The following is an 11,882-nucleotide window of genomic DNA, read 5'->3' as shown; positions in this document are numbered from 1 at the left end:
ACCTCCTTTTCAAAAAATTTTAGAAATGAATAACAATAGTAAGATTTTATTAAATACTCCTGAATTACGTAAGGAAAGCCAGCTATTGAGTCTTGTTGAACACCAGACGAAATTCAATCTAAACAATTGCGAATTCAGCATTTATGAGACCCATAAGGCTGCTTTTGACGTAAAACTTCATTTTGAAAACATTGCATTTACAGCGATGCTGAGAGGTAAGAAACATATGAAACTGGATAATAAGACCAGTTATTTTGATTATTATCCGGGCGAAAGTATTCTTGTGGCTCCGGGGGAAACAATGGTTATTGACTTTCCTGAAGCTGATGAAACTCCTACCCAATGCATTTCTTTAAGTCTTAATCCTGATTTTATAGAGGATTCTCTTAATTATCTCAACTATAACCTTCCCAAAGTGGATGAGACTTCGCAGTGGAATATTCAGTTAGATGAATATTTTCTGTTTAATAATAAAGCTTTGGCCTCAGCTACCAATAATATTATGAGAATTGCCATGGATGATAATTCGCAAAAGGATATCATGGCCGATTTTGCATTGAAAGAACTTCTGATCAGGCTGATGCAGACCCAGGCAAGAGGTATGGTGGAAAAGAATATTGTTAAGAATAAATCCAGAATAGGCTTTGTAGTAGATTATATTAAACGAAATCTACACCAGAAACTATCCATTGACAGTATTGCCAAGCTGGCGTATGTAAGCAAGTCTAATTTCTTTAAAATGTTCAAAGACGAACTGGGGACTTCTCCAAATGATTTTATTTTACAGGAGAGGATCAACAAGGCAAAAGAACTGCTTGCCAGCCAGATCAGCATCAAAGAAACAGCTTTTCAGACCGGGTTTTCAGATACCAATTATTTCACGAGAGTATTTAAGCAATTAGAAGGAGTAACCCCGAAAAGTTATCAGGACAGAATGATTCTGAGATAATCCATTTGCAATACCTATAAAAAAAGAGCCCCATTTCTGGGACTCTTCTTAAAAAATATATTAGAATTTAATCTTAATATTTGTCGTTCTGCTTAATATTCGGGTTTGCCTGAATAGCAGTAATAGGAATTGGCCATTGCCATTTGAAATTTCCAGCAGGAAGAGTCTGTGCTACAGAAGGTGTACCTGTACCGTCAAAAAGATCTCCTTTACCTGATCTCTGAACCGGAAGGTTTAATCTCTTCAATGTGTACCATCTGTCATTTTCAAATGCAAGCTCCAGTCTTCTTTCTTTCAGGATAGCATCTAAAAGTGCCTGTCCTGTTTCTGTACCAGGAGTAAATGAAGAATATCTTTCTGCTCTTAATTTGTTTAATAAAACAAGAGCTTGTGCACCATTACCTGATCTGTAATAAGCTTCTGCAACGTTTAGCAATACTTCAGCTCCTCTTAAATATCTTACCGGGACTATATTAGATGGTAAACCAGTAATACCTGCATATTTTGTAACATGGTTGTATTTTTGCCCACTATACGTACCCGTAGTAAAGTAAGCCCCTTTTCTAACGTCATCAGATGTATAAGCAGTATATAAATCGTAATCTACAACAAATTCTGATCTTAATGCTGGAACAGATTGATTGTAAGCAACTCCTACAGTATTTTGCTCAGCTGCAGAATTCGATACCTGGAATAAAACTCCATCATTAATATCTCCTTCTTTTTCTTTCCAGATCTTATAAAAATTAGATTTTAGAGTAATACTTGGTGAAATTCCTAATGCCAATTCACCATATTTGATAGTATTAGCATAGTCACCTTTATATAGGTTTACTCTTGATAATAATCCATATATAGCAGCTTTGCTTAATCTTCCTTTATCAACATCATTCTGAGTGATATTATCAACAGCAAATAATAGATCTGCTATAATTTTATCATATACCTGATCAACTGTCAGGTTTCGGGATGATGTATTATTTAAAGGAGCATATGTTTCTGAATAATAAATCCCAATAGAGTTTTTAGCTTCTGCAGATTGAGTTGGAATTTGTGAATATGCTCTTACGATATCGAAATGGGCGATTGCTCTAAGCGCTCTTGCCTCAGCTTCCATGTTCGCTTTCTCTGTTCCAGATAACACACCGTTATTGATATATTTCAAAACAAAGTTAGTTCTGCTGATGACAAGATAAGCAGCACTGTAAAGTCCTGTTGTCTGTGAATTATCTGATGAAAATTCGAAATTTGATGCAGCAAAATTAGTATTTCTTCCCGTAGTTGTACGAACAAGGTTATCCGTGGTAAGATCACCCATGATAAGTTGGTTTCCTGTATCACTAGTATAGTAACCACCTCCTTTAAGAGCTGTATAGGCACCATCCATAGCCTGTCTGAAGGTCTCAGGTCTCGTCATCGCCTGCTCCTGATCTTCATTGATTGATGAGATTTGATCTAAATTTCTGTCGCAAGACGTTAACGAAACAAAGGCAGTTAACGCAGCTAAACTTATTTTTATTATATTCTTTTTCATAAAGCTATTCAATATTAAAATTCTAATTGCAATCCTACCAGGATTGTTCTTACAGCAGGGTAAGTATAAAGATTGTATGATCCAGGAACAAATAGTGATGTTGAATCAGCAGATCCTACAGAAACTTCAGGTTCTCCGTGGAATTTAGTTACTGTAAATAAATTCTGTCCCTGTACATATGCTCTAAGCTTATTGATAGGTGATCCTTCTCCAAGGAATGCTTTATCAAATGTATATCCTAATGTAAGTGATCTTAATCTTAAATAATCTGATTTTTCAATCCACTGATCGGAATCACGCATCCCATTGGAGTCCACTTTTTGGAATACTCCTGTGTCTCCTGGATTTTGCCAAACCTGCGCAGCAGACTGAGCCATATTTCTACCTGCAACAGCCAAAGTTGGATCAACAGCAGCAGCATACATGTTGTTATAAGTATATCCACCTAGCTTGAATGCGAAATCAGCACTGAAATCAAGCCCTTTGTATTGAACTGTAGTTCCGAATCCACCAAAGCTCTTCGGGAAAGGAGATTTATCTGTTAAAGGAACAGCATTTGAAGCACTGTAAACATCAGTAACATTACCTGCTTTATCATAATATAATGCTTTTCCGTTACTTGGATCTACTCCAGCAAATCTAACATTATAGAACACATAAGGAGATTCTCCTACTTTTAAATAAGTATCCCCTAAGTTTCTTTCAGTCTGACCATCTGCTAACTTATCAAGAACTGATTTCTGGAAAGAGATATTAGCATGTAAATTCCACTGGAAATCTTTCTGCTTGATTACATCTACACTAAGTTCAACCTCAAGACCTTTCTGAGACATATCTCCTGCATTGATATACTGATAGTATCCTCCTTCTTGTTTATCCAAAGGTACAAGCTGTACGAAATCTTTTCTCTTATTCTTATATACTTCTACGGATCCACGAACTCTTCTGTTCCACATTGTGAAATCTACCCCTAAGTTGGTAATTGCGTTAGATTCCCATTTCAGATTACTGTTACCAATAATATAATTACCTAGTGAAGATGTTCCAGGGTATGAAGTACCATTAGGACCATATAATCCATAACTGATATTATTAACATTATAATAATCCGGTAAAGTACCATCATTACCTGTTGTACCGTAAGATCCTCTAAGCTTTAAATCATTAATAAAACCACCTTTCATGAAGTCTTCCTTCGCGATATTCCAAGCTGCACTTGCAGACCAGAAAACACCACTTTGGTTATTCACACCAAATCTTGACGAAGCATCTCTTCTCAGTGATCCTGTAACCAAATATCTACCTTCATAGTCGTAGTTTAACATACCTGCTAAACTGAACAAAGTATTTCTTACTTTAACCCCGGTAAATGTATTTCTGTCAGATGGTGTCGTGATAGATGGAACATTTATTACAGGAGACTTCAAACCGTAAGCCCCACCGTTCATTGTTTCGTTGTAGTTATCGTTATATTCGATAAATCCTAAGAAATCAAAGTTGTGGCTTCCGAATGACTTTTTATAATTAATGGAGTTATTCCAAGTATAATTAAATGTGTAGAATGAATTTTTATTCAATGAACCTGTTGGAACTTTGTTAACAGTAATATCAAGGTTTGACCCTTTTTTCAACCACTGAGTTCCCATGTACCAATCATAAAGACCATTGAAATTAGTTTTAAATTTCAGTCCATCAATAATTTTATATTCAGCGAATAGAGTTACCGGAATTCTCAGTCTCTGATCATCTAATCTATAAGTATTGATCTGCTCAACAACGTTAGATCCAGCTCTCATTGTCTGATTATAACTTCCGTCAGCGTTATAAATCGGTTCATATGGAGCATATTTATACATTGCTCCAAATGGGTTCTGAGTATTGTTTCGATCTCTAAAATTCTGCGTAACCTGGTACTGAAATCCAAGATTGATTCCAACGTTCAGTTTTTCACTTAACTTATTGGTAAACCCGAAGTTCCCTGTGTATCTCTTAAGTCCGTCTATATCTCTGATAATCCCATTGTCAGAATCATATCCTAATGAGTAATAGAAAGTACTTTCTCTGGATCCACCCTGAGCACTGAATAAGTAAGACTGGATGCTTGAAGGCTTCAACAGATCTTTTTGCCAATTGTGATCATAGGCAGCAAGTCTGTCCATTTCCTGCTGAGATCTTGGTTTAAACCCAAGGTACCCCAACTGATTCTGAAAGTTCATTAGCTCCCTAGAGTTCATCATGGTGTAGTTGTTGTCCTTCAATCTCTCACTGAAACCGAATTTGGTCTCAAATGAGTAATGAGTTTTTCCGGCTTTTCCAGCCTTAGTAGTTACTACCACTACCCCGTTTGCTCCTCTCGCACCATATTGTGCTGTAGCAGCCGCATCTTTAAGAATTGAAATAGACTCTACGTCTGCAGGGTTAATTGCACTGAACTGTCTTGCAGTCATATACATCCCGTTGACTACATAAGTAGGTTCTGAAGAACCACCAACACCGGCAACCCCTCTTACCTGAATTGTAGCAGCAGCACCTGGCTGCCCGGTAGTACTTTGTACAAATACCCCTGAAGCTCTACCCTGTAAAGAGTTACCGATAGATGTTGTAGGAGAGTTTCTTCTGATTTCATCACCACCAACAACAGCCTGAGCCTGGGTAATTTCATCTGCTTTTTTCTTCTGGTATCCAGTAACGATTACTTCATCGATCTTATTCTCCTTCAGAACAGAATCATTCTTAGATTTTTGCGCAAAAGCAGCTTGTCCTAAAAAAAACAAAGCTCCTGCACTTAATACATGTAACTTCACATTCATATTAACAGATTTTAATATATTCAAGGGACAAATATGTCAATAAATATCTGTAACATCAATTCAATAAACTCTGAAAACAGGCTTCCAGAACGGAGAGATTCACATTGATCTTAAAAAAATGATGGAGAATTATTTTAATTGTATTTAAAAAATTAACAAAAAATAAGTCAATTTAAACATTAACGGAATTTTAATAAATTTTAAAATTAAAATCAATTTACACAGATTTGAAACAAATGGTTAAAAAAATAAACGCAAATATTATTATTTACGAAAATAATAAAACAAATTCATTCTTCATTTTATTGAAAATCGAGAAAAAAACGCCTCATTTTCTTAAATTTTATAAAAAAAATACACCTTCACAAGCAGACAACCCCTATTTTAAGATAGCCTCGCTGAGATTAAGATTAAAAAACTATTAATATATTATATTCCTAAATCGGTTGAAGTCTGTAAAATTTTCATCGATATTCCCTGTCTTTTTCTAACTATTTTACCCTAACATTTAAAAATAAATCAACTATAAAAATGATGAGAACTCAAACCATTTTAAAGTGATAAAAATAAAAAGCATCCCATACTATGAGATGCTATATATATTAAAATTATAATAATCTTACTTCTGATAACTGTAATATCTGGCTCCAATTAATACAGGATTTTCCGTCTCTACAGAAACAAGTCCGAACCCTTTATAATTTCTGTTTACAGATTCTTTCAGTTGCTTTCTGTGAAGTTTTTCGTAAGTTTCAAAATTGACCGCAGTTCTCTGGTTCAAATTTTCGAATACATTCCATTTTTCTACTACTTTTTTCCAGTTCTCAGAAACTTTTCCAGCAAACACTTTTGATTTCGATCCACTTCCATAGCCTACAAAGCCAATTTCTTCCCCTGAAAGTTCTTCATTTTCGTTAAAAGAGGTTTGTAATGCCGAAAGAAACGCCATAAAAATAGAAGCTGTGTACATATTCCCTATTTCTGAAGAAGCTCTCTGAGTCTTTTCTATTTTTTGGCTGATCAATTTTAAATAGCCTTCAGATTTTGCAACGGCTTTCTGTTCCTCTGCTGTTTCATAGGACAGACCATTCTCCAAACTGTAGATTTCAGTAAAAACTCTTTTCCCATGAAAAGCATACGGAAGATGGAAAATAATATACTTCCAGTTTTCATAGGGTTTTTCCTGTCCTGTTATTTCTTTATAATGATGGTAAGCTTCTTTTATTCTGTCCTGATAGCATTGGTTAGAATATTGTCCGTCAAAAACAGGCTCATCCGTAAAAATTTCAACTTTTTCAGGATATGTTTCCGGAGCACCCTTCAGGTCCTCTTTATTATAGGTTCTTCTCGGTTTGAAAAAATCAAAGACACTTTCTGAAGCGACTCCCCAGTTATTTTCAATTTCAAGAAGATCCGGCTTTGAAGAAACCAAGAGGGCTACCGCTCCTCCTCCCTGCGTATATTCACCTGAAGAAGCCAATTCATATTTAGCATAATCACTGGCAATCACTACTGCTTTTTTATCAGGATTCACCCTTACAAAATCAAGGGCGTTGTGCAGTGCATCTACACCTCCTACACACGCAAAAGTCATATCCAGCACATCACAGTTTCTGAAACATCTGGCTCCAAATTCCTCTTCCAACACCTGCTCTACCATTTGTACGGCATAAGATGCCGTAGGTTTGGCTGCATCTACAGCACTTTCTGTTCCCAGATAAACTCTGGCTATTTCCTTAGGATTGATAGTATAATCTTGTATAAGCTTCAGTAATGCTTCTGCTGCAAAAGTTGCTGCGTCTTCGTGAACATCGGAAAGTCCCATTTTATGAAGACCTAAGCCTTTTTCCAATTTCGCCGGTTCTATTCCTCTTTTTTCCGCTAAATCCTTAATCTCCAAATATAAACCAGGCACATAATAGCCCGCTGCTTCAATTCCAAAACTCATAATTGTCTAAATTTTAAACGAATTTATGAAAGATAATGCAAAAAACAACTGTGAAAAATGCCAATTTTTACAATATTATCAAAATGCAGTACGTTTTATAATATATTTCAATCTATTAGCCGAATAAAGAAAAAAATAAAGCCGACAGTTCTGCCGGCTTTATCTACTTATTTATAATTCTCAATAGCTTTATTGAGGACATCAATCTGTTTATTAATGCTCGCTGCATTTTGTGGATTCTTTTTCAGCAGTTCAATTTTTTTGCTTAAGCCATCTTTCAGCATCTGAACCATCATCATTTTAGCCTGTGGATTGTCTGCCATCTGATTCTTGGCATATCCTGCAATTTTCGTGATGCTTTCCGTTGCTTTCAGATTATCGGAAGTCATGATCCAGTTGAAACCATCTTCTGCTGATTTTCCTAATTCCGGATTCTGGAATTTAATAAATGGATAAAAAGTGGCAAGAGGTGCAATATTCTCTATCTGAGAAGTAATTTTGTTCTTTACGATTATTGGAAGCAATTGTGCCCGCAGTTCATCCGATGCACCTTTCATATCAATTTTATCAGCCAGTCCGTTTGCTCTTGAAGGATCAATGGTAAGAAGTGCGCTCATTGAAATTCCTTTCACAGCATTTGAAACCGCATTGATCCCTTTTTCAAATAATGGGAGATATTTTTTATCTTTTGTTTTTCCTAAAGCTGTAATCGCTGCAGCCTGAGTTAATGTTTTAGGATCATTGGAAGCCAGTTTTTCAACTTCGGCTCCTAATGCCTTCATCTGTTCAGGATTGGTAAGATCTATTAAACCTAAAGCTTTTATTCTTACTCTGAAGAAAGGATCTTTCAATGCGGCAGCCAATAATTTTACTGCTGCAGGGCTTTTTCCAGCCTGATCTTTGATTCCTGTTAAAGCAAGATATCTGCTTTTAAACTCTTTAGAGTTTGTAAATTGCACCAGATTCTGTTCAGGAGTTTTTGTATCAGTGATTTCGGCCAATAAAACACCGTCTGCATTAATATTTACCAGATCAGGAGATTTAGAAACATCAAAATTAAATATATTCTTTGCTTCTGCATTTACCCAAACATTATATCTTTTAGGTTTTCCATTGTCATATACATCTATAGCCAGAGGAAATTCAAATGGTTTTTCCTGGGTTTGATTTATCGTAACAGCAACCTGCTTTTTCACAGGTTCAAATGTAGTGGTGTAATTAATCTTCGGGTTTCCGCTTCCAAAATACCATTGGTTAAAGAACCAGTTCAGATCTTTCCCGGATACTTTTTCAAAAGACAGTCTCAGCTGATGAGCTTCTGCATTCTGATATTCATTGGTTTTCAAATAATCATTCATTCCTGCAAAGAAGGCATCATCTCCAAGATAGTTTCTCAGCATATTTAAAATACCTCCTCCTTTCTGATAGGTTACCAGGTCAAAAACATCTTCACGGGATTCATAATTGAACCTTACCAGATTTTTATTAAAGTCAGACGGATTGTGAAGATAATTATTCACATCGGTCATCAGGTGATAATCTGCCTGGTCTTTTCCGTATTTATATTCATTCCAAAGATACTCGGAGTAGTTGGCAAAAGATTCGTTGACTGTAAGGTTACTCCAGCTTTCTGCTGTCACCAAATCTCCAAACCAATGATGGAACAATTCATGAGCGATAGTATCTTCCCATGTATTTTCATCGATAAGCTGCCCCGGTTTCTGAAGGATATCACTTCCGTGAAGGGTTGCCGTGGTATTTTCCATCGCACCGCTTACATAATCTCTGCCTGAAATCTGCGCATATTTTGCCCATGGATAATCATAGTTCAGTTTTTTGGAGAAAAATTCGATCATTTCCGGAGTATTTCCGTAGATCTGCTTAGCGTAAGGCTCATATTCTTTTTCGATGTAATAATCAACCGGAATATTTTTCCATTTGTCTTTTACAATGGCATATTCTCCTACTCCCATGAAGAAAAGATAAGTAGAATGTCTTTTATCCATCACCCAATGATCTGTTCTGAGACCGTTAGATTCCTTTTTAGATTCTTTCAAAAGACCATTGGAAAGGGTTACATATTTATCAGGAACCGTCATATAGATTTCCTGCGTTGTCTTTTGGTTGGGTTTATCAATGGTGGGAAACCATGCGGAAGAAGATTCTGTTTCTCCCTGTGTCCAGATTTGTGTAGGCATATCCGGATCTGTTCCCTGAGGATTGATGAAATAAAGTCCTTTTGCATCATTGATAGCCATACTTCCCTCTTGTTTTACTTCATTCGGACGGGATGTATATTTGATGTAAACTGTATATTCCTGATTTTTCTGGTATGTTTTATCAAGGCTGATTTTAAGAACATCATCTTTGTAATCATATTTCAAAGGAGATTTCTTACCATTATTATCAAGAGCTACTTCATGAATCAGCATTCCTTTTGCATCAAGTGTAAGTTCGTTTGCAGCATAAAAGTAAGGTGAAGCAGTAAGCCATTCTTCTCCATTCATCTGTTCTTTCTGATAATCGAAATTTACTTTCAGCTTTGTGTGTTTAAGTTCCGTTACTTTGGTGGGAGTAGCTCTGTATACTTTTTCCCTTCCTGAAGTTTCGGTTTGTGCTGATACATTGGCGGAAAATAAAATCCCGAGTATAGCAATTGATAAAATGGCCTTTCTCATCTGTCTACTTTATTATTTTTTAGAATTATTTTTTAATGATTATGTCGAAAATATCATTCACTAAGGTTTCATAATCCCCTTTTTGAAGTTGTTCTTTCGTTTTTGCAAAAGCTTTTTTCAGTTCGCTTTCCGGATTTTCATCATCCACTATTTCTGCTGAAGCGACTCCTTTCAATTGAAGTACTGCATTTTTCAGGGCTTCAATGTCTGCATTTTCTTCGATATTTATTTTTAAATACTTCATAATGTACTTTTAAGCATTTGAATTTATGATCTATAACCCGCCATTTCTCTCATTTTTTTAAGGATTAAATGACCGGGAGTTGTTCTTTCAAATGTAAGAAACAATTGCCAAAGAAAGTGTACTAAAGGATTTATATTCTGATTCCCAAACTTATGAGCACAGACAATGCCATCTATTAATGTAAAGTAATAGAAGTAAATAGAAAAATCAAAGTGATATAAGGATATTAAATTGCTACAGGAGCTTTGATTCCCGGGTGTGGATCGTAATTTTCCAGACTGAAGTCTTCAAAATCAAAATCAAATATATTTTTAACTTCCGGATTCAGTTTCATTGCCGGAAGCGCTCTCGGCTCTCGTCCCAGCTGTCTGTTGACCTGCTCGAAGTGATTATTATAGATATGAACATCTCCGAAACTATGAACATAATCTCCCACTTCCAGATCACAAACCTGTGCTACCATCATCAACAGCAATGCATAGCTTGCAATATTGAAGGGTACTCCAAGGAAAACATCAGCACTTCTCTGGTAAAGCTGCAGGGAAAGTTTACCATCTGCTACATAAAACTGAAACAGGGCATGACAAGGTGCCAAAGCCATATTGGGGATTTCTGCAACATTCCACGCGGAGACAATCAGTCTTCTGGAATCCGGGTTCTTTTTAATCTGGTCAATTACTTCTGTAATCTGATCCACAACTTTTCCGTCTGCACCGCTCCAGCTTCTCCACTGCGCTCCGTAAACCGGCCCCAAATCTCCATTTTCATTAGCCCATTCATCCCAGATGCTTACTCCGTTATCTTTAAGGTATTTAATATTGGTATCTCCTTTCAGAAACCAAAGAAGCTCGTAGATAATTGATTTCAAATGCACTTTTTTTGTCGTTACCAAAGGAAATCCTTTAGACAGATCATATCTAAGCTGATATCCGAAAACACTTCTTGTTCCAGTGCCTGTTCTGTCGGTTTTATCAGTTCCGTTGTCTAAAATATGCTGTAAAAGGTCCAGGTAGTTTTGCATTTTGAATGAGATTTTAAGTTCCAAATTTAGTAAAAACCATCAAAAAAAGCACTCCTTTTCATGAATGCTTTTTATAGGTCTGATGTCTATTTTCTATTAAACAACTGTATATCTGTCATCTAACCTATATTAATTTTACCATATATTTTCAATGGTCTGATGAATGGTGTTTACGGTGAATGACTCTCCTGCTTTTTTACCATACATCACTTTTACCAAGGGAGATTCTGCAGAAACCGTCATGATTTTCTGCTTCTCTGAAACAATTTCGCCCATGGAAACAGCAATATAAAACAATCCTTTATTGGTTTTCACCAAAGCTCCGTTCTGAACTTTTTCTGAAGGGTCTGAAGTTATTTTCTGTAAAACAGCCTGCTGATTCAACACTTCGTTAAGCTGTCTCTGCAGGTTATTAATTTCCTGCTGAAGCATTTCTCTTCCGGTTTCGTATTTGTCACCCATTGAACTTTTCGTATCGTTATTGGAAGCCCGTGTTTCAGCGATAAGGTTTTCAAAGTAGTGGATTTTATCGGATGCTTTTGATTTAATTATATTGATTATTTCCTGTTTGTTCATTGTAATGATGGATTTTATTGTTGGGCAGATAAAACCACCCCGTCAAAATCATAGATTTTGACACCCCTCCAGCGGAGGGGAATTGGGTACTGCTTGGTCGCTATTGATTAAGAGATAAAATA

Annotated in this window: 8 protein-coding genes; 1 reads left to right on the top strand and 7 read right to left on the bottom strand. The window is 36.1% G+C overall.

All coding sequences use genetic code 11. From position 1 onward, the window contains the following. Window positions 1-25: 25 nt before the first annotated feature. Window positions 26-949 (top strand): AraC family transcriptional regulator, encoded by a 924-nt coding sequence (locus tag LC457_RS07315; RefSeq protein ID WP_223599256.1) that lies wholly within the window; start codon window positions 26-28, stop codon window positions 947-949. Between the two features lie 73 nt (window positions 950-1,022). On the opposite strand, the gene LC457_RS07310 is transcribed toward LC457_RS07315, so the two are convergent. The 7 genes from LC457_RS07310 to LC457_RS07280 all read right to left on the bottom strand — a co-directional run bounded on the left by LC457_RS07310 (window position 1,023) and on the right by LC457_RS07280 (window position 11,760). Next, window positions 1,023-2,483, bottom strand: coding sequence for a RagB/SusD family nutrient uptake outer membrane protein (locus LC457_RS07310; RefSeq protein WP_223599255.1), 1,461 nt, complete (start codon window positions 2,481-2,483; stop codon window positions 1,023-1,025). Between the two features lie 14 nt (window positions 2,484-2,497). After that, complete coding sequence (locus LC457_RS07305; RefSeq protein WP_223599254.1) at window positions 2,498-5,293, bottom strand: SusC/RagA family TonB-linked outer membrane protein; 2,796 nt, start codon at window positions 5,291-5,293, stop codon at window positions 2,498-2,500. Between the two features lie 619 nt (window positions 5,294-5,912). Continuing rightward, window positions 5,913-7,241, bottom strand: a complete 1,329-nt coding sequence (locus LC457_RS07300; RefSeq protein ID WP_223599253.1) for a hydroxymethylglutaryl-CoA synthase family protein — start codon at window positions 7,239-7,241, stop codon at window positions 5,913-5,915. Window positions 7,242-7,408: 167 nt separating this feature from the next. Then, on the bottom strand, window positions 7,409-9,919 hold the full coding sequence (locus LC457_RS07295) for a M1 family metallopeptidase (protein ID WP_223599252.1): 2,511 nt from the start codon (window positions 9,917-9,919) through the stop codon (window positions 7,409-7,411). Between the two features lie 25 nt (window positions 9,920-9,944). Beyond that, complete coding sequence (locus tag LC457_RS07290) at window positions 9,945-10,163, bottom strand: hypothetical protein (protein ID WP_149833180.1); 219 nt, start codon at window positions 10,161-10,163, stop codon at window positions 9,945-9,947. Between the two features lie 226 nt (window positions 10,164-10,389). Then, window positions 10,390-11,184: a thymidylate synthase gene (locus LC457_RS07285; RefSeq protein ID WP_223599251.1), complete on the bottom strand. Its 795-nt coding sequence runs from the start codon at window positions 11,182-11,184 to the stop codon at window positions 10,390-10,392. A 135-nt stretch (window positions 11,185-11,319) separates the two neighbouring features. Continuing rightward, window positions 11,320-11,760 (bottom strand): hypothetical protein, encoded by a 441-nt coding sequence (locus tag LC457_RS07280; protein ID WP_223599250.1) that lies wholly within the window; start codon window positions 11,758-11,760, stop codon window positions 11,320-11,322. Window positions 11,761-11,882: the final 122 nt, after the last annotated feature.

The sequence above is a fragment of the Chryseobacterium sp. GVT01B genome (assembly GCF_019970045.1).
In the GTDB taxonomy this organism is placed as follows: Bacteria; Bacteroidota; Bacteroidia; order Flavobacteriales; family Weeksellaceae; genus Chryseobacterium.
This window is presented reverse-complemented; position numbering and strand designations above follow the sequence as displayed.

What these genes read in the sequence shown, in the direction of transcription:
- LC457_RS07280 (WP_223599250.1), bottom strand. Translation starts at nt 11,760, where the DNA reads ATGAACAAACAGGAAATAATCAATATAATTAAATCAAAAGCATCCGAT.
- LC457_RS07305 (WP_223599254.1), bottom strand. Translation starts at nt 5,293, where the DNA reads ATGAATGTGAAGTTACATGTATTAAGTGCAGGAGCTTTGTTTTTTTTA.
- LC457_RS07290 (WP_149833180.1), bottom strand. Translation starts at nt 10,163, where the DNA reads ATGAAGTATTTAAAAATAAATATCGAAGAAAATGCAGACATTGAAGCC.
- LC457_RS07310 (WP_223599255.1), bottom strand. Translation starts at nt 2,483, where the DNA reads ATGAAAAAGAATATAATAAAAATAAGTTTAGCTGCGTTAACTGCCTTT.
- LC457_RS07315 (WP_223599256.1), top strand. Translation starts at nt 26, where the DNA reads ATGAATAACAATAGTAAGATTTTATTAAATACTCCTGAATTACGTAAG.
- LC457_RS07285 (WP_223599251.1), bottom strand. Translation starts at nt 11,184, where the DNA reads ATGCAAAACTACCTGGACCTTTTACAGCATATTTTAGACAACGGAACT.
- LC457_RS07300 (WP_223599253.1), bottom strand. Translation starts at nt 7,241, where the DNA reads ATGAGTTTTGGAATTGAAGCAGCGGGCTATTATGTGCCTGGTTTATAT.
- LC457_RS07295 (WP_223599252.1), bottom strand. Translation starts at nt 9,919, where the DNA reads ATGAGAAAGGCCATTTTATCAATTGCTATACTCGGGATTTTATTTTCC.